This window comes from Sphingomonas sp. ACRSK (assembly GCF_022346685.1).
GTDB lineage: Bacteria > Pseudomonadota > Alphaproteobacteria > Sphingomonadales > Sphingomonadaceae > Sphingomonas > Sphingomonas molluscorum.
Genome location: NZ_JAKRNR010000003.1, coordinates 130,705 through 150,110, shown reverse-complemented (window position 1 = coordinate 150,110; position 19,406 = coordinate 130,705). Strand labels below are relative to the sequence as shown.

Below are 19,406 nucleotides of genomic sequence, written 5' to 3'. Positions count from 1 at the left end.
ACACCGGTTTCAGATATTGGATTGGAGAAGCTCCAGGTGGCGACCGTACTGCAGCAGAATATCGAACGCATCGCCGAGTCCTTCGTGCGTGCGCGCCGTGAGGGCGTGGCGATCGTCGACTATCCCGGCACCATCCCCGCTGCGCTGGCAGAGGCCTATGCGGTGCAGGATCGCGCCCTCGCGCTCGACGGCCGCCGGGTCGCGGGGTGGAAGGTCGGCAAGATCGACCCGCCGATCGAGGGCGTGAACCGCCTCGCCGGCCCGATCTTTGCCGACCAGATCGTCACCGCCAAGGGCGCTGGAACGCCGGTCGCCATGCCGGTATTCCGCGGCGGATTTGCCGCGGCCGAGGCCGAGTTCCTGCTGCGCGTCGGCACCGCGCCCGATCCCGCCAAGCTCCACTATACGATGGAGGAGGCGATCAACCTGGTCGATGCCGTTCACGCGGGCATCGAGATCGCCAGCTCTCCCTTTCCCGGCATCAACGCGCTCGGTGCGACCGTCACCATCTCCGACTATGGCAACAACAACGGCCTGGTGATCGGCGAGGCGATCGACAACTGGCGCGATGCCGGCATCGCGGACTGGCCGGTCGAGCTCACCATCGACGGCGCCCCGATCGGCGCCGCCACCGCCGCCACCATGCTCGACGGTCCCTTCGGCGCGGCGCGTTTCCTGTTCGAGCTGCTCGCCGCCCGCGGCATCGCGCTCCAGCCGGGCGACTGGATCTCGTCCGGTGCCGTCACCGGCGTCCACCTGGTGTCGCTCGGCGCCCGCGTCGACGTCCGCTTCGACAATCGCCTCGCCACCGCCTGCACCATCGTGGCGCGGTGACGATCCCCAACCACGCCATGCTGCCGTACCCCGGCGAAGGCCGGGGTCCAGTTGCGGTGCGGGTCGGGCTGGGCCCTTCCCCTCGGACGCCTTCCCAACTGGACCCCGGCCTCCGCCGGGGTACAAGTCCAGCTGCCGCCTTCCGCCTCCTGCCCTAGCCGTCGACCGCACAGCCAATGCCCGCCACCGGCCAAACAGACGGGGACCACTCCGCACCTCCGCCGGCCCGAGGAGAGAGAATGACCCGTTCCCCCGTTTCCGCGCTGGCCCTCGCGGTCGCCCTCCTCGCCGCCCCGGCCGCAGCCCAGACCCAGGCGCCTGCCGCCGACCAGAGCCTCATTTTCCACGCCACGCTCGACACGGGCTTCACGGCCGAGCACGCCTCCGGCGATCCCGTCCCCAATTTCCGCAGCGGCATGAGCATCATTGCCGATGGCGCAATCGGCGGCGCGGCGCGCTGGTCGGACGCCGGCTACGTCGCCTGGAAGGCACCCGGCAACATGCGCGCCGAGCGCGGCACCCTCGCCTTCTGGTGGCGTGCGCGCGATCCCTTGAACGACGTCCCCTTCGTGATCTTCCGCACCGGATTTGCCGATCACACCAGCTGGGACATGGCGTTCCTGCGTATCGACTGGAACGGCCACGGCTTCGACGCCTTTGTCACTGACGCCAACCTCGCGCGGATCCGCGTCTCCTACACCATCCCGCAAATCCCCGACGCCAATGCCTGGCACCACCTCGCCTTCGCCTGGGACGAGACCGTGGGCGTCCGCCTGTATGTCGACGGCCGCGAAGTCGCCGCCAAGCGCCAGGTCGCCAACCTCGATTCCGGCCTCGACCAGTTCGGTCTCGCCGGCCGCGTGATCTCGCCCCACCAGGTGCAGAGCCGCTATAATTTCATGCGCGGTTCCGACGTCGACGACCTGCGGGTCTACGACCGGATGCTCGCACCCACCGGCGTGACGGCACTCGCTGCCAAGCAGGAGCCCCCCGCGTTCCCGGCCGACGATGCCGCTGCCCGTCGTACTGCCTGGCTCCACCGCTACGGGTGGGACCGGCAGAGCCCGCCCGTTCTCGCCGACGCCGCCACCTCCATCCGCAAGGTCGAGTTCGCCGACGCAAAGGACCTGAAGCAGTGGATGTGGAAGGGTGTCGACGGCATCCCGGAGACCACCTGGCCCGGCGTCTACAACCGCTCCAAGCTTCCCGGCCGTGACGACTATTTCCAGCTCCCCGACTGGAACGTCTATGTCGAGGGCGGCAAGACCTATGACCTCGCCGTCCCCTCCGGCGAGCGCTTCAACCGCGTCGCCGTCCGCGGCGCCGCATACGGCACGCTCGCCTATGCGCCGGAGGGCGGCGACTATGCGACGCTGGCCAAGCGCCCCCAAGGCGTCGTCCGCACCAGCGACAGTTTCGCCACCAGGGCGGGGGGCCGCCTGCGCTTCACAAATGTGATGCAGGAACAGCCGATCCAAGAGATCTGGGCCTATAACGTGACGGCAGGAACACCTCCCAAGGGCCTGTTCGGCCTCGATTATGTCGTCGATGCCAAGGCATCGTCGCAGCTTCCCGCCCTCTCCGCCCTCAACGCCTATGTCGCGGGCCGCTATGCCCCGGACGAGCAGGCCACCGCCGTCGCCATGCCGGCGGGCGGCATCAAGACCGCGGTCGGCGCCGGTAGCTCGGCCGAGAGCGGCGCCGCCGTCCGCCGCGCCGACGCGCGCCCGATCGTCCACCTGCTGGTGCCCTCCAATTTCGGCGACGCCTTTCCGGACAGGCCGCTGGCGCGCGCCTGGGACTATGGCTGGCAGAACCTTCACGCCGGGCTCGACGGTATCGCCATCGACCTGCCCGCGATGCAGCTCAAACCCGACGCCAAGGGCCTGATCCCGCTCAGCATCGTCGTCCACGATCCGATCTGGCCGGATCGCCAGATGATCGACGTGCAGGTCTCCGTCCGCCCGGGCGAGGCGCGCACGCTGTGGCTGGACCTGCGCGACCGTATCCTCACCAACGACAGCCTCTTCCTGACGATCGCGTCCGCAGCCCCCGATTTCAACGCCGATGCGCTCAACGGTGCCAAGCTGCGCCTCGTCTTCAAGGACCGCGCGGACGCTGCCAAGGAGCATGTCGCCGATCGCTTCAACCAGGTGAAGGACAATTGGGGCTTCCTGGTCGAGGAGCACACCGCGTCCAAGAACGCCGGTCTCTACCGCCGCGTCTTTGCCGACATCTCCGACCTGCTGCGCGTCGATCCCGATCATGCGGAGGCGCGGCGCTATTGGGCGGACATCAACTACCGCCCGGAAAACATGCCCGCCTTCACCCAGCCACAGCCGCCCGCAGGCGTGCCGCTCTGGGCGTTCCGCCAGCTCGAGGATTTGAAGCTCGCCCGCCATTTCGTGAACTGGTGGATCGACGAGCGCCAGGTGCCGTACGGCGACTTCGGCGGCGGCATCTCCGACGACACCGACCTGACGCAGCAATGGCCCGGCCTGGCGCTGATGGGCGTCGACCCCGACAAGATCAACGCGTCGCTGCGCGCGCTGGACGAGGCCGTCTACAAGAACGGCATGATCGAGAACGGCCTGGGCGTGCTCACCACCGACGAGCTCCACGCCTATGAGGAAGGTCTCAACGCCGACGCCGAACGCCTCTACCTCAACTGGGGCGAGCCGCGCACGGTCGAGCGGATCATGGCCACCACCAGGGCGCTCGGCGACATCATCACCCGCAACCCGGCCGGGCACCTCCATTTCTCCTCGAACTGGTACGGCGCCCGCAAGGTCTATCGCGAGGGCGCGTTCGAGTGGCAGAAGCCCTACAGCTTCACCGTCCTTCACGGCCCGATCCTGCTCGGCCTCTACAACGCCAGCCCGACCGCGCGCGGGCTCGTCACCGGCGTTGTCGATGGGCTAATGGCACATGGCACCCAAGGCCCCGACGGCAACTGGAGCTATCCCAACGAGATCAATTGGCGGACGGATGCGACGCGCGTCGGCGACGGCGGCGGCGCCACCGTCCCGCTCCAGTCCGCCTGGGCATCATGGCGCTTTACCGGCGATGCCAAATACCTCCGCCCGATCGAGACGCGCCTCGCGAAAGCCGGCCTCGCCGCACTCGCGGAGTTCAACGAGAACACCTTCCACGCCTTGCCGATGGGCGGCCAGCTCCTCTCCACCGCACCGACCAAGGCCGAAGCTTCGGGCGATCCCTTCGCGCTCTACAGCGCCTGGGCCGCGACCGGCGACCGCAGCTGGCTCGAACGCCTCCACGCGGACGCCATCGCCGACAAGGCGCAGCACATGTACATGTACACGGAAGGGCACTGGTGGTCCGACCGCGTCGATCAGCCCAATGAGATCCTCCAGCGCGAGCGCCTCGGCGGCATTGCCCTGCGCCGCAACCAGACCTGGCCCGGCAACACGGTCAGCTGGCGCTTCGACCAGCCCGAGGCCGCCACCCAGGTCGCGATCCTCGTCCCCAACCCAGGGCCCGACGGCTTCCGCGTCATCGCCTACAACATCACCAACCAGCCCCAGCGCGCGACCATGACCGGGTGGACGGTGACCGCCGGCAGTTGGACCGTGAAGGCGGCGACCAGCAGCGACGGCGGCAGCACCCTCACCCCCGTCGAGACGCGCCAGCTCACTTTGGAGCGCAGCGCCTCGACGGAAGTGACCTTTGCCCCCGGCACCACCACCGTGCTCGACTTCACCCTCAGCCAAGCGAGCAGCCCGGTCGAGCAGCGCCCCGACCTCGGCATCGGCACAGACGACGTGATCGTGCAGGGCCGCCGCGTGTCGGTGACGGTCCACAGCCTTGGCTCGCAGCCCGCCGCCGGCGGCGCGGTGACGCTGGTCGATGCCACCGGCCGCGAAGTCGCCCGCGCGGCGGTACCGGCGCTCGCTGCCCCCAGCGACCTCACCCCCAAAACCGCAACCGTGCGCCTGACCATCCCCAGCGGCGTCGATCCTGCCATCCTTTCGGTCCGCATCGCCCTCCCTGGCGATGCCCCAGAGGTGACGCGCCAGAACAACCAGGTCCCGCTCGCCGGGCTCGATCGGCAATGAAGGCGACACGGCGCGTGGTCCTGGCCGGGCTCGGCGTCCTCGCCACCCCGGCGCTCGCGCTGGGCACCCGGGACGACCTCCGCGCGGCGCTGGACGCGGCCGACAAGGACGGCGACCTCGCGCACCTCGCCAGCTTCGACGTCCGGGCGCTCCCGCCCGGCCAGCGCCTCGACCTGCTCACCGCCCGCGCGGGGCTCGTGATCGACGCGAAACTCGCCACCGCCACCGGCGCCGAGCGCTACGCCCTCCTCCTCCAGCAACGCAGCGGCGCCAACGTCACCCCCGCCCGCACCCGCCGTCGCCTAACACGCGAGCTCGACCGCCTCACCGCCCGCGCCGACCGGCTGTTCCGCGGCCTCGGCCGTACCCAGGGAGCGGTCGGCGAACGCTACCGCGCCCTCTTCGTCGACCCGAAGTGGCACTATCCCGACAGCGATGCCGGCCGCGACCAGGCCGTCGCCGACTTGAACCGCGTCCTCGCCGCCGCCCGCGCGCGCATCCCCGCACTGCTGGGGCCGGTCCCGCCCTTCTGCCTCGACGTCAGCGCCCGCCGGCTCTCGCCCGCCGAACTCGCCGCCGGCCGCGGCGGCTATCGCGAGCTGCCGACCCCGGGAAAGCCCGGCGCCTATGTCGTCGACCTCAAGGACATCGCCCGCCGCCCCAGCTGGAGCCTCACGGGCGCCGTCCACCACGAGCTGCTCCCCGGCCACATGACGCAGATGCCGATGGAGGTGCTTGCCGACCCGCATCCGCTGCGCCAGCGCTACGCCCCCTCCTATGCCGAAGCCTGGGGGATGTATGCCGAACAGCTCGCCGCCGCAGACGGCGTCTACAAGGGCGACCCGCTCGGCGAGCTCGGCCACATCCACTGGCTGCTGTTCCGCGTCACCCGCGGCCTCGCGGATCTGGGCATCCACCTCGACGGATGGAGCATCGACCAGACCCGCGCGCAGCTGATTGCCTGGCAGGGCGAGCCCGGCTATTTCGCCCCGTTCGAGATCGACCTGCCCCGCATCGCCAAGGAACCTGCCACCCGCGCCGCCGAGGCGATGGCCTGGCTGGATCTCGCCGACACCGCCGCTCGCGTACCGGTGGCGCGGCGGGTGGTGTTCCACCAGGCCATGCTTCGCCACGGCCGCATGCGCACCGAAGCCTATGGTGACTGGAAGCGCCTGGCCTGAACCACTCCCGTACCCCGGCGAAGGCCGGGGCCCAGTCGGGAAGGCCCCGGAAGAACGCGCACCGAGCGCCACTGCACCGCAACTGGACCCCGGCCTCCGCCGGGGTACAAGAAGCAGCGCGCGCGCCGGCACCCATCGTGCTCCCGCGCAGCGGGAGCCCAGGGTATCGCGGCCTCCATCCGTTGTCCTGCTCGACCCCGGCTTCCGCCACCGCCGGAACCCGGTCGCGTACCCCTACAACGCGCGATACCGAAAATCCCGGAACCGAGCCTCGCCCGTTCCGGCCGAATACAGCCCCGGCCGCAGCATCAGGAACCCGCCCCGCACATTATGGTGGTACCCGGAGACCTCCATCCCGCGGTCGAAACGCTTCCACGTCCGCCCGTCATCGCCGCTCAGGTGGATGGCCACGATGTGCTCCTTGTTCGCCACCCGCATCCGCAAGCGCCGGCCATAGGGGTTCGCCGGCCGCCCGCGCTCGATGCCGTACTGGTGCGTCACGAACCGCGTCTCGTCGAAGCCAAGCCCACAGTAGAGCTTGTCGTCATAGAACAGCACCAGCCCCGCAGTCCCCCCGGCTGCGATCTCGATCGTGCATTCGAACTGGTACGCCCGGTCGCCCGCGATCAGCATCAGCGGCGAGGAGTCGCTTGGAGCCTTGCCGGTCGCCTTGAGCACCAGCGCGCCACTGTCCACCCGCGCCCGCGCGGCCTCGTCCGGCCCGGGCTGAAAGAAATTCCACTTCGCCCCCAGCTGCAGGGTGCGGAAGTCGTCCGACAGTGGCTGCCCGTGCGGCAGTGCCGTCCCGGCCTTCGGCTTGGCGATCGGCTGCGACAGGTCCCCGCCCTTCATCCGGAACCAGCCATCGGCGGTCCATTCGATCGGGTCCAGCAGCGCCTGCCGCCCCAGCGTCCAGAACCCGTTTTCGAATCCGTGGTACACCGACCACCAGCTCCCGTCCGGCGCCTCCACCAGGCTCGCATGGCCGCGTGACCACCAGCGTTCCGACACATCCTCGGTCCGCACCACCGGATTGGCCGGATCATTCTGCCATGGACCATGGAGCGAGCGCGATCGTGCCACGATCACCATGTGCCCGGTGGGCGGCCCCGCCGTTCCGCCCACTGCGGTGATCTGGTAATACCAGCCGCCGTGCCGCACGATCTTGGGGCCCTCGGGCGAGAAGCTCTCGACGTCCCACTCGTCCGGATAGCGCCAGGGGTCATAGACATGCTCGACCTTGCCAACGGTCGACAGCCCGTCGTCCGACAGCCGGATGCGGTCGCCGCCCGACAGGAACAGCCAGCGTGACCCATCCTCGGCCACCGCATGGCACGGGTCGATATGCTCGTGCAGCCCCAGCGACTTGGGGTCGGACCACGGCCCGTCGATGTGATCGGCCCAGCTGACATAGATGTCGTTCGGCGTGGCCTTCACCGGAATGTAGAGAAAATATCGCCCCTTGTGCTTTTCCAGGCTCACCGCCCACACCGACCCGATGTTGCGGTTGAGGGCGGCCTTGCGCGGCTGCCAGTTCACCAGGTCGCGGCTGTGCCAGATCGTCAGCCCGGGATAGCTGTCGAAGCTGGAGAAGGTCATGTAATAGTCCGGTCCATCCTTCAGGATGGCCGGATCGGGATGGTCGCCGGCCAGCAGCGGGTTCAGGAACCGCCCGTCGCCCAGGTCCGCGATCCGCTGGTTGTCGAATCCGCGCTTCCAGTCCGTCGCCGAGCCCGCCCTGCAAGCCTCAGGCGCCGCCGACGCCCCCGCTGCCCGTGCGGGCGTTCCACCCAGCATCGCCGCTGCACCGCCGGCAAACGCCGTCCCCAGCGCGTCGCGCCTGCTCAATCCCATCGCATTTCTCCAGCTTGGGGGTGCGGCAGCGGGCGGCGTGCGTGCGCCGCCCGCGCCTGCCTTCAGACTTCCTGCGCCCGCGCCAGCTTGGGCGACAGCAGGTGGACGCACAGCAGCGCCAGGAAATAGGCCGAGCCCGCCACCGCGAACAGCGGCACATAGCTGCCGATGCTGTCGAGGACATAGCCTGCGTACTTGGCCATCAGCATGCCGCCGATTGCGCCCACGGTGCCGCCGATGCCGACCACCGAACCCACCGCCGCACGCGGGAACAGGTCGGACGGGAGCGTGTAGAGGTTGGCCGAGAACGCCTGGTGCGCTGCGGTCGCAACGCCGATCACCAGCACCGCCAGCCACAGATTGTCGATCGACTGGGCAAAGAACACCGGCACCACCGCGCAGGCGCAGATGAACATGGTCATCTTGCGCGCGTAGTTGACGCTCTTGCCCGCGTTGATGAACCGGCCCGACAGCCACCCGCCCGCGACGCTGCCCAAATCGGACAGCAGATAAATGGCGACCAGCGGCGGCCCGAAGCTCAGCAGGTCCAGGTCATAGCGTTCGCCCAGATAGCCCGGCAGCCAGAACAGGAAGAACCACCAGATCGGGTCGATGAAGAACTTGCCCAGCGCATAGGCCCAGGTCTCGCGCACGCGGATCAGCCGCTTCCACGGGATCGCCGTCACCGGATCGGCGGGATCCTGCTCGATCCAGGCGCGCTCCTCGTTGGTTACCCTGGGGTGCTCACTGGGGCGTCGATACATCATCAGCCAGGCGACCAGCCACAGCAGGCTGACCAAGCCGGTGATGATGAACGCCGCGCGCCAGCCATAGGTGACGGTGATGATCGGAACCACCAGCGGCGTGATGATCGCGCCCACATTGGCGCCGGCGTTGAACACGCCGATCGCCAGTGCCCGTTCGCGCGCCGGGAACCACTCGGTCACCGCCTTGATGCTCGCGGGGAAATTGCCGGATTCACCCAGGCCCAGGCCGAAGCGCGCCATCGCGAACTGGGTGACGCTGTACGCGCCGCCATGGGCGATGTGTGCAATCTGCCAGATGACGAAGGCGATGGCATAGCCGAAGCGCGCGCCGATCACGTCCATGATCCGGCCGAAGCCGAGGTAGCCGATCGCATAGGCGAACTGGAAAAAGAAGATCACGTCGGCGAAGTCGGTCTCGCTCCAGCCGAGGTCCGCCGACAGCGTCGGCTTGAGCACGCCGATCATCTGCCGATCGACGTAGTTGATCACCGTCGCCGTGAACAGGAGCGCGACGATCCCCCAACGATAGCGACCCGCCCGCGCTACCGCGCCTGCAATCGGGTCAGCCCGTCCGTTCTCCATGCTTCGTCTCCGACATACTCTCCTGCCGGGCGGCGGCCTCTATCGTGCCGCTCACCCGAAGTGTTCCAAACCGCGCCTCGACCCGTGCCCCGACCACCACCTGGTGGACGCCGGTCACCGCGCCTGAGGAGACCCATTGCCCCGGCTCCAGCGTCCGGCCGCGCGCAGCCAGGCTTTCGATCAGGAACGCGACGGCGCCGAACGGTCCGTCTAGCATGGTGCGCGCGCTCGCCTCACCGACGCAGGTGTCGTCGACGAAGGTCGCAACCTGCCAGTCCTCAAAGGCCCGGCTCGACCAGTCCGCCACCGGCGCCCCGATCAGCAATGCGTTATGATTGCCGAAGTCGCTGATCGTGACCAGCGGTCCGTCCGCATTAATCCCCGCATATGGCGAGCTCGCGATTTCGAACCCGACATGCACCGCGTCGACCAGATCGACGGCTTCCTCCAGTGAGATCCGCTGCGTACCCAGGCGTGGCGAACGGCCGATGCGCAGCAGATATTCGGCCTCCACCGCGGCAAAGCCGCCCGCGATCACCGGCAACACCGCCGGATCGTCGCCGGCGTTCTGGATCTGATCGGCGAAGATCGGCCCTGCGAGCCGAGGCACGCCCAACGTGTCGCTGTGGGGCGCCGGAACGCGGCCCACCTTCCACCCGGCGACGGCACCGCCACGCAAGGAGATTGCATGGTCCTGCACGCCATAGGCCGTGGCCAGCGAGGTCGGACGCCCGCCCGGATAGATGGGAAGCGCCGCACCCGCACGCCGAGCCTCCACAAAGGCCCGTGCGATCGCCTCTTCGCCACTCATCGACAGAACATCCTCAGCATTTCGCAGGCATGGCTATTGGAAACCGGTGTCAGGAGCAAGGCCGTTTATGGTTTCCGAGCTCAAGGGGGCTCAGAACCCCTCAGCAGACAGCCGGCCGCGTTGCGTTTGGAAGCGCAGAGTCAGTCCAAGATAGCGTTACCATTTTCGTTGACCGCCTGCCGTCGATGTGCACAGTTTGGTCCAAACAGAAAAATTGGGGAGGTGTCGCGTGGCTCGCACGTTGCTGATCGGACTTCTATTGCTGTCGTCGGTTGCGCCAATCAGCGTGGCCACCGCGCAGTCCGTGCCCTCGGAGCTCCGCTATCGGAATCCGCAGCTGCCTCCTGCCGAACGCGCCCGCGATCTCGTCTCCAGGATGAGCCTTGAGGAAAAGGCGCTTCAACTCGGCCACGACGCGCCTGCTCTGCCCCGGCTGGACATCCCCAAGTACAACTGGTGGAACGAAGGGCTGCATGGCGTGGCGCGCGCCGGCATCGCAACGGTATTCCCGCAGGCCATCGGCATGGCGGCGACATGGGATGTCGATCGGATGCGGGATACCGCCGATGTGATCTCTACCGAGTTTCGCGCCAAATATCTCGAGCGGCGCCATCCCGACGGCGGAAGCGACTTTTATCGCGGGCTTACCGTGTGGTCCCCCAATCTCAACATCTTCCGCGATCCGCGCTGGGGACGCGGCCAGGAGACCTATGGCGAGGACCCCTATCTGACGGGCCAGATCGGCACCGCCTTCATCCGAGGCCTGCAGGGCGACGATCCGAAGTACTTCAAGACGATCGCGACCTCGAAGCATTTCGCGGTCCATTCCGGCCCGGAAAGCAACCGCCATCGCGAAGACGTGTACCCGAGCCTCCACGACCTGGAGGACACCTACCTGCCGGCGTTTCGTACCACGGTGACGGAGGGCAAGGTCGCCTCCATCATGTGCGTGTACAATGCGGTCTGGGGCGTGCCGGGCTGTGCCAACGCGGTGCTGCAGCAACAGTATCTGCGCCGCGACTGGGGCTTTCAGGGCTATGTAGTCTCCGACTGCGGGGCAGCGGCGAACATCTATCGCAAGGACGCGCTGCACTACACCAACACCGCTCCGGAAGGTGTCGCAGCCGGCTTCGAGAACGGCATGGACCTGATCTGCGGCGACTACCGCAACGGCATGACGACCGATCCGGAGAACATCGTCGCAGCCGTCAAGGCGGGGCATATGAGCGAGGCGACGGTGGATCGGTCGCTCCAGCGCCTGTTCGAGGCGCGCATCCGGCTCGGCCTCTTCGACCCGCAACTGCCGTTCCCGACCATCACGGCGAAGGACTACGACACGCCCGCGCATCGCGCCAAGTCGCGCGAGATGGCAGAGGCGTCGATGGTGCTGCTGAAGAATCAGGGCAATCTGCTGCCGTTCAAGAGCGCACCGCGCACGATCGCCGTCATCGGACCCAACGCCGACAGCTTCGATACGCTGGTGGGCAATTACTACGGTACGCCGTCCCGGCCGGTGACGGTGCTCGATGGTATCCGCGCGCGCTATCCCAACGCGCGGATCCTCCATGCGCAGGGCGTGGGCCTCATCGGGCCGGCAGAAGCGCCGGTGCCGGACACTGCTTTCCGGGGGCTCCGCGTCCAGCACTACGCCAACCGCGACTTGCAGGGGGCGCCGAGCGCCACGGAAGCCGCGACCAACGCACGGGTGGAGTGGAGCGGCGACCGCGAAAGCTCCGCACGCTGGACGGGCACGCTGGTGGCCCCGGAAACCGGCGAGTATCGCTTCCGCTTCTCCAGCGAGAACGGCTACCGCGTCTGGATCGACAACAAGCTGGTCGTGGACGAATGGGGCGTGGGCGACGCGCCCTCGATCTTGTCGGGATCCATCCGCCTGAAGCGGGGCAAGAGCTACGCCGTCCGCGTCGAGGGCTTCCAGCGCGGCGCGCGTGGCCAGCAGCAGCTTCTCTGGAGCCTGCCGAGCGCCAATGGCGACGATGCGGTCGCAGCCGCCAGCCAGGCGGACGTCGTCATCTTCGTAGGTGGGCTTTCCGCCCGCATCGAGGGCGAGGAGATGAAGGTCCAGGCGAAGGGCTTCGCCGGCGGTGATCGCACCAGCCTCGAACTGCCAGAACCGCAGCAGAAGCTGCTCGAACGGGTCCATGCCACCGGCAAGCCCGTCGTCCTGGTGCTGATGAACGGATCGGCGCTGAGCGTGAACTGGGCCGACAAGAACATCCCGACGATCGTGGAAGCCTGGTATCCAGGTGGCGAGGGCGGCCATGCCGTCGCCGGCCTTCTCGCCGGAGACTATAGCCCGGCCGGACGCCTCCCGGTCACCTTCTACAAGTCCGCCGACGATTTGCCCGCGTTCGACGATTACGCGATGAAGGGGCGGACCTACCGCTATTTCAACGGGGAGGTTCTCTACCCCTTCGGCCATGGCCTTTCCTACACCGACTTCGCCTATCGGAATGCACGCGTCAGCGACAAGACGATCCAGGCGGATGGCTCGGTGACGGTGTCGGTGGATGTCACCAACGTGGGCGGCATGGACGGCGACGAGGTCGTCCAACTGTACGTCGCGCATCCCGGGAAGGACGGCGCTGCCATTCGCACGCTGCAGAGCTTCGAACGGGTACACCTGAAGAAGGGCGAGACGCGCACCGTTCGCTTCGCGCTGAAGGACCGACAGCTCAGCTACGTGGACCCGCAGGGCCGCCGTCGCATTTCCACCGGCCAGGTCGACCTCTGGGTTGGTGGCGGCCAGCCGGTGTCGAGGCCGGGGCACACCCAAGCGGCCGGAGCAGCCGCTTCATTCGCAATCTCTGGCGAGAAGCTGCTGCCGCGCTGAAAACACTGCCAGTGGCTCGGATCCCGTCGCTGCCGGTTCGGATCATCGGACGCGCCCCTGCCGCAGGGGTGCGTCCAAATGCCGCTGGCAAACAACTTCGCTCGGTCGCTATGGATGCGCCATGACCAAGGCCTCCCAGCCCACCATCAACGACGTCGCGCGTCTCGCTGGCGTCTCGAAGAAGACGGTCAGCCGCGTTATCAACAACAGCGACCTCCTGAACGAGGACACGCGCAAGCGCGTCGAGCAGGTGATCGCCGAGCTGGGTTATACGCCCAATCCGCAGGCGCGTGCGCTGGCGCTGCGTCGGAACTTCGTGATTGCGCTGATCCACGACAATCCCAATGCGCAGATGGTGCTGGGCGTGCAGCACGGACTTCTGGAGGTGCTGCGCGACACCGAATTCGAGCTGCTGGTTCATCCGGTCGACCGCGGTGACCCGGAGATGCTGGGCGAGATCCGCCGCTTCCTTGAACGCCAGCGCCCCTATGGCGTGATGCTGTTGCCGCCGATTTCCGAGAACGACCAGCTCGCCGGTCTCTGCGCGTCCATCGGCTGCCGCTATGTCCGCATGGGATCGGCCCCGTTCGACGTGCCGGAGCACATGGTCGCCTCCAACGACCGCGAAACGGTCCGCCACGCGATCGGCCATCTGATCGAAGCAGGTCACCGCCACATCTGCGTCATCGCGGGTCCCCGCGGCTTCCGCTCCGCGCTCGAACGCCAATCTGGCTACGAGGAAGCGATGAAGGCTGCCGGATTGCCGTTCGATCGCACCTGGATCGCACCCGGCGACTATACCTTCGATTCCGGCATGCGCGCGACCGAGCGACTGCTCGACCTCTCGCCCCGCCCTACCGCGATCTTTTCCTCCAACGACGAGATGGCGGCGGGCGCCATCCATGTTGCCCGCCAGCGCGGGCTGGAGATTCCGGCCGACCTGTCGATCATCGGCTTTGACGACACCACCATCGCGTCGCACCTCTGGCCGCCTCTCACCACGGTACGCTGGCCGATCGAGACCATGGCACGGGCGGCCGCGCTCAAGCTCATCGGCAACGGTGTCGGCGATGAGGACGGCGAGCATGCGCTGTTCCTGTCGACGCTGATCCGGCGCGCCTCGGTCGCGGCACCGCCGCTCTAAAGATATCTGACAAATTGGCTGGACAGTCTCCAGCCGCTTTTGCATCCTCCCGCCCATTGCCGGCGGGCTGCCCGCCTCCCTTTCTGCCCGAGGCCGTTCGATGACCAAGCTTTCGCTCCACCCTGATCGGCTGCTGCCGGCCGATCCGACCACCCGGACGATCGCGCGGCGACTGTATGAGCGCATCGCCGACCTTCCGATCCTCTCGCCCCATGGGCACACCGATCCGGCCTGGTTCGACCGCAACGAGCTGTTCGGCAATCCGGCCAGCCTCCTGATCATCCCGGACCATTATGTCTTCCGCATGCTCTACAGCCAGGGCGTGCCGCTGGAGGAATTGGGCGTGCCGCGCGTCGACGGGGGTCCCACCGAGGCCGATCCGCGCGCGATCTGGCGCCGCTTTGCCGGCCACTATCCCCTGTTCCGCGGCACCCCATCGCGCATGTGGCTCGACTGGGTGTTCGCCGAAATCTTCGGGCTCGACGAGGTGCTGTCGGCCGCCAACGCCGACACCTACTACGACACCATCGACGCCGCGCTGAAGCAGGAGGCGTTTCGCCCGCGCGCGCTGTTCGAGCGGTTCAACATCGAGGCGATCGCCACCACCGAGGGTCCGCTGGACGCGCTCGACCACCATCGCGCGATCCGCGCGAGCGGATGGCAGGGCAAGGTCATCACAACCTATCGCCCCGACCCCGCGCTCGACCCCGATTTCGAGGGCTTCCAGCAGAACGTCGAGCGCTTGGGCGAGCTGGCCCGTGAGGACGTGTCGAGCTGGAAGGGCTATCTGCGCGCCCACGAGAACCGTCGCGCCTATTTCCGCGAGGTCGGCGGCGCGACTGCGACCGACCACGGCCACCCCAGCGCCGCGACTGCCGATCTCTCGGAAGCGGAAGCCGAGCGCCTCTACGCCCGCGTCCGCTCCGGTAGCTGCACGGCCGCCGAGGCCGAGCTGTTCCGCGCCCAGATGCTCACCGAGATGGCCCGGATGAGCATTGACGACGGCATGACGCTCCAGATCCACCCCGGCGTCCACCGCAACCACAATGCGACCGTCATGGCGCAGTTCGGCCGCGACAAGGGCGCCGATATCCCGATGGCGACGGACTTCGTCGGCGCGCTCCATCCGCTGCTCAGCCGCTATGGCTCCGACCCGCGCCTCAACATCATCCTCTTCACCCTGGACGAAGACAGTTATGCGCGGGAGCTCGCGCCGCTCGCCGGCCACTATCCCTCGCTGCGCCTCGGCCCGCCCTGGTGGTTCAACGACAGCCCCGAAGGCATGCGCCGCTTCCGCGAGCGGGTGACCGAGACGGCCGGCTTCTACAACACGGTCGGCTTCAACGACGACACCCGCGCCTTCCTGTCGATCCCCGCGCGCCATGACGTCGCCCGCCGGATGGACTGCGCCTTCCTTGCGCGCCTCGTCGCCGAGCATCGGCTGCCGGAAGACGAGGCGCACGAGGTCGCGCAGGCGCTGACCTATGACCTCGTCAAGCAGGCCTACAAGCTGTGAGCGCACGCCTTTGGAACGCGACCTTGGCAACGCTGCCCGCCGAAGTCGCCCGCCCGTCCTATGACCGCGCCGCCGTGAAGGCGGGCGTCGTCCACCTGGGCATCGGCGCCTTTCATCGCGCACATCAGGCCGCGGTATTCGACGCCGCGCTCACCGCGGGAGACCTGCGCTGGGGCATCATCGGCGTATCGCTGCGTTCTCCGGGCGTGCGCGACCAGCTGGTACCGCAGGACGGACTCTACACGCTGGTGGAGCGCGAGGGCGACGTCCGGCGCCTGCAGCTGATTGGGGCGGTGCAGACCGTGCTGGTGGCGCCCGAAGATCCGGCGGCTGTCGTCGCCGCACTCGCCAGCCCCGACACGCATCTCGTCACGCTGACGATCACCGAAAAAGGCTATAAGCTCGATCCCGCGACAGGCGCGTTGATCGAGGCGGATGCGGATGTCGCTGCCGACCTCGCCAGCCTCAAGGCGCCTCGCACCGCCCCGGGGTTCCTGGTCGCGGCCTTGGCCCGCCGCCGCGCTGCGGGCCTTCCCCCCTTCACCGCGATCAGCTGCGACAACCTGCCGCACAATGGTGCGCGGCTGCGCCAGGCGGTGCTGCGCATGGCCGCCGCGCACGACGCGGAGCTCGCCGCCTGGATCGAGGCGGAGGGCGCCTTCCCGCAGACCATGGTCGACAGGATCGTTCCCGCGACCACCGATGCCGATGTCGCCGAACTCGCGCGGACCTTGGGCGTGGAGGACCAAGCGATGGTCAAGACCGAGCCCTTCTCCCAGTGGGTGATCGAAGATCGCTTCGCGGGTCCGCGACCGGACTTCGCGGCGCTTGGCGTCCAACTCACCGACGATGTCGCGCCCTGGGAAGAGGCCAAGCTCCGGCTGCTCAACGGGGCACATTCGGGCATCGCCTATCTCGGCGGTCTCGCGGGCATCGACTTCGTGCACGAGGTAGTGGCGCTGCCCGAAGGCCGTCGCTTCGTCGAGCGGTTGTGGGAGGAGGCGGAGTCGACGCTGTCGCCGCCGCCCGGCCTCGACGTCGCAGCCTATCGGGCACAGCTGATGGCGCGCTTCGCCAACGCCGCGCTCCAGCACCGTACCCGGCAGATCGCGACGGACGGGTCGCAAAAGCTGCCGCAGCGGCTGCTCGCAAGCATCGCTGCGTGTCGCGCGGCGGATACCCGCTGCCCCGCCCTGAAGCTCGCCGTTGCCGCGTGGATGCGCTGGCAAGAGGGCATCGACGATCAGGGCAGAGCCTTTACCGTCGACGATCCACTCGCTGCGCGCACCGCCGCAGCGCTGGAGGGCACCGTCACGGCCGAGGAGAAGGTGACGGCGCTGCTCGCGCTCGATGCGATCTTCCCCCCTGCTCTGGCCGAGGACGCCGCGCTAGCACAGCTTCTCGCGGCTTGGCTGCACCGCCTGGAGACGGAGGGCGCCCGCGCGACCCTCGCCCGGCTGTAGGATCAGCGGATCGCGGAAAAACGGTTTGCGCGATCCCGCAACTGGGCCGCCTCGGCGCGGGCTCGTTCGAGGGCATCGTTCTGCGTCGCCTCGAGCAAGTGCTCGATCACGCGGCCAAGGTGGCGGCGCATGGCGTGGCGCGCCTCATCCGGATCGCCCGCGGCGATCGCATCGAGGATGGCCCGATGGTCCTCGATGCGCGGTTTCTCCCCTGCCCTTCGCGCGCGGTCGAGCACGGCCATGCAGAGGGGCGAGCGATGCCGCACGTCCCACAGCGTCTCGATCGTCAGCACCATCGCGTCATTGGCGGTCGCCCGGGCGATCTGACGATGGAACTCGCGATCGGCATACTCGTCCGGGCTTTCGATCGCGTTCTCGGCGATCATCCGCTCCAGAATGTCGCGCAACGCTGCCACGTCCGCCTCGCTTCGGGTGAGCGCAGCCAGCGCAGCGCACTCCCCCTCCACCAGCCGGCGCGCCTCGATCAATTCGAACGCCCCGATGTCCAGATCGGACGGCTGCAGCAGCCCCGGCGCGTGGGCGGTCACATAGACGCCCGATCCACGCCGTGCCTCGACCAGTCCGAGGATCTCCATGCCGATCACCGCCTCCCGCACCGTCAGGCGGCTGACGCAGAAACGATCGACGAGTTCGCGTTCGGTGGGGAGCCGGTCGCCCGGTGCGAAGCGCCCGCTGACGATGTCGGCCTGAAGGGCGTCGATGATCGCCTGGTAGAGCTTGCGTCCGGCGGGTCGGGTCATGCTGGGTTCCTGCACCCCGTCAGCCTAGGCGGCACGACTGGCCCTGTCATCCATCGACTTAGACGGTCACACCCTGCTTCCACAGCGCGATTTCGCGCTCGCCGTTGCGCTCGGCGCGTGTCTCTGCACCCGAAGCCGTGGCGATCACCAGGTCGAGCAGCCGTTCGGTCACCGCCTCCGGCGCCTCCCCTTCCAGCAGCGGCCCCGCGTCGAAGTCGATCCATCCCGGCTTACGCTCGGCAAGCCCGGTGTTCGACGCTATCTTGAGCGTGGGTGCCGGGAACCCCATCGGCGTCCCCCGCCCGGTAGTGAACAGGATCACGGTGGCGCCCGCGGCCGTCAGCGCCGTTGAGGATACCGCGTCGTTGCCCGGCGCTTCCAGCAGCACCAACCCCTTTTGCCGCACACGTTCGCCATAGCGCAGCACGTCGACCACGGGCGCTCGACCCGCCTTCTGCACCGCACCTAGGGACTTCTCGTCCAGCGTCGTGATGCCGCCCGCCTTGTTCCCCGGCGACGGGTTCTCATAGACGGGCTGGCCGTGGGCAACGAAATAGCCCTTGAAGTCCTCGACCAGCGTACAGATCTCGCCGAACACCGCCTCGTCCTTGGCGCGCGCCATCAGGATGCGCTCGGCCCCGAAGATCTCGGGGATCTCGGTCAGCACCGGGGTTCCTCCTGCGTTCGCCACCGCGTCTGCGACGCGCCCGACCAGCGGGTTGGCCGAAACACCCGAGAACCCGTCGGAGCCGCCGCACTTCAGCCCCAGCACCAGTTCCGACAGCGGCACCGGCTCGCGGCGGTCCTGCTCGGCCAACGCGACCAGTTCCTCGATCATCGCGAGGCCGGTCTCATATTCGTCGCTAACCATCTGGGTGGTGAAGGAGCGCAGGCGATTGCGGTCGATGCCGGGCGCGGAGGCGAGCAGCGCGTCCATCTGGTTGTTCTCGCACCCAAGGCCGATCAGCAGCACGCCGCCGGCATTGGGATGCTGCGCCAGACTCGCCAGCATCGTCCGGGTATGATCGAGGTCGTCGCCCAGCTGCGAACAGCCGTAGGGGTGCGGAAACGCGTGAATGCCGTCCACGCGACCCGCAAAGCGCCGCTCGGCGAGCTCGGCCAGCCGCCGCGCCGTCGCGCCCACGCAGCCGACCGTGCACAGGATCCAGATCTCGTTGCGCGTACCGACCGCCCCGTTCGCACGGCGGTAGCCATCGAAAGTGCGCGGTTCGGCGGGCACGGCCGACACCGGCGGAGCCGCGGCATAGGCATACTCCTGCGCCTCCTCCAGCAGCGTGCGCACATTATGGGTATGGACATGCGCCCCGGCCGGGATGTCGATCGTCGCGCGTCCGATCGGCCAACCGAACTTCACGACTTCATCGCCGGTCGCAATCGGACGCACCGACAGCTTGTGGCCCTTCGCCACCGGGTCGCAGAGCGTCACGGTCGTATCGCCAACCGTCACCGTCTCCCCTGCCGGCAGATCGCGTAGGGCAGTGGCCACATCGTCGCGGGGATCGACCTGGAGCGCGGAACGGATCAGGTGCATCGGGAGGTTCGCCT

At 68.1% G+C, this 19,406-nt stretch carries 12 protein-coding genes; 7 read left to right on the top strand and 5 right to left on the bottom strand.

Annotated features, from left to right (window positions below):
* Positions 1-36 precede the first annotated feature (36 nt).
* From MHZ35_RS03000 to MHZ35_RS02990, 3 genes are all read left to right on the top strand, one after another.
* On the top strand, positions 37-834 hold the full coding sequence (locus MHZ35_RS03000; protein WP_239434306.1) for a 2-keto-4-pentenoate hydratase: 798 nt from the start codon (positions 37-39) through the stop codon (positions 832-834).
* 239 nt (positions 835-1,073) lie between these two features.
* Positions 1,074-4,910 carry a LamG domain-containing protein gene (locus tag MHZ35_RS02995; RefSeq protein ID WP_239434305.1) on the top strand — a complete coding sequence of 1,279 codons (3,837 nt, stop codon included), beginning with the start codon at positions 1,074-1,076 and terminating at the stop codon, positions 4,908-4,910.
* Positions 4,907-6,091, top strand: coding sequence for a DUF885 family protein (locus MHZ35_RS02990; protein WP_239434304.1), 1,185 nt, complete (start codon positions 4,907-4,909; stop codon positions 6,089-6,091). Before MHZ35_RS02995 ends, MHZ35_RS02990 begins: the two co-directional genes overlap by 4 nt.
* 234 nt (positions 6,092-6,325) lie before the next feature.
* Here MHZ35_RS02990 and MHZ35_RS02985 read toward each other — a convergent pair whose 3' ends face one another.
* The 3 genes from MHZ35_RS02985 to MHZ35_RS02975 all read right to left on the bottom strand — a co-directional run bounded on the left by MHZ35_RS02985 (position 6,326) and on the right by MHZ35_RS02975 (position 10,105).
* Positions 6,326-7,945, bottom strand: coding sequence for a family 43 glycosylhydrolase (locus MHZ35_RS02985; RefSeq protein ID WP_239434303.1), 1,620 nt, complete (start codon positions 7,943-7,945; stop codon positions 6,326-6,328).
* 62 nt (positions 7,946-8,007) lie between these two features.
* Positions 8,008-9,294, bottom strand: coding sequence for an MFS transporter (locus MHZ35_RS02980; protein ID WP_239434302.1), 1,287 nt, complete (start codon positions 9,292-9,294; stop codon positions 8,008-8,010).
* Positions 9,275-10,105 (bottom strand): 2-keto-4-pentenoate hydratase, encoded by an 831-nt coding sequence (locus MHZ35_RS02975; RefSeq protein ID WP_239434301.1) that lies wholly within the window; start codon positions 10,103-10,105, stop codon positions 9,275-9,277. The genes MHZ35_RS02980 and MHZ35_RS02975 overlap by 20 nt, the downstream gene beginning before the upstream one ends.
* A gap of 229 nt (positions 10,106-10,334) precedes the next feature.
* On the opposite strand from MHZ35_RS02975, the gene MHZ35_RS02970 reads away from it, so the two are divergent.
* From MHZ35_RS02970 to MHZ35_RS02955, 4 genes are all read left to right on the top strand, one after another.
* Positions 10,335-12,956: a glycoside hydrolase family 3 C-terminal domain-containing protein gene (locus MHZ35_RS02970; protein ID WP_239434299.1), complete on the top strand. Its 2,622-nt coding sequence runs from the start codon at positions 10,335-10,337 to the stop codon at positions 12,954-12,956.
* Positions 12,957-13,077: 121 nt separating this feature from the next.
* Positions 13,078-14,100, top strand: coding sequence for a LacI family DNA-binding transcriptional regulator (locus MHZ35_RS02965; RefSeq protein WP_239434298.1), 1,023 nt, complete (start codon positions 13,078-13,080; stop codon positions 14,098-14,100).
* A gap of 100 nt (positions 14,101-14,200) precedes the next feature.
* Positions 14,201-15,616: a glucuronate isomerase gene (uxaC, locus tag MHZ35_RS02960; RefSeq protein WP_239434297.1), complete on the top strand. Its 1,416-nt coding sequence runs from the start codon at positions 14,201-14,203 to the stop codon at positions 15,614-15,616.
* A 23-nt stretch (positions 15,617-15,639) separates the two neighbouring features.
* The gene (locus MHZ35_RS02955; RefSeq protein ID WP_239434296.1) at positions 15,640-17,079 is read left to right on the top strand and encodes a mannitol dehydrogenase family protein; all 1,440 of its coding nucleotides are present in this window, start codon (positions 15,640-15,642) and stop codon (positions 17,077-17,079) included.
* Between the two features lie 2 nt (positions 17,080-17,081).
* Here MHZ35_RS02955 and MHZ35_RS02950 read toward each other — a convergent pair whose 3' ends face one another.
* Both MHZ35_RS02950 and MHZ35_RS02945 read right to left on the bottom strand, forming a co-directional pair.
* Positions 17,082-17,840: a FadR/GntR family transcriptional regulator gene (locus MHZ35_RS02950; RefSeq protein ID WP_239434294.1), complete on the bottom strand. Its 759-nt coding sequence runs from the start codon at positions 17,838-17,840 to the stop codon at positions 17,082-17,084.
* 58 nt (positions 17,841-17,898) lie between these two features.
* Positions 17,899-19,392 carry a UxaA family hydrolase gene (locus MHZ35_RS02945; RefSeq protein ID WP_239434293.1) on the bottom strand — a complete coding sequence of 498 codons (1,494 nt, stop codon included), beginning with the start codon at positions 19,390-19,392 and terminating at the stop codon, positions 17,899-17,901.
* Between the last annotated feature and the right edge of the window lie 14 nt (positions 19,393-19,406).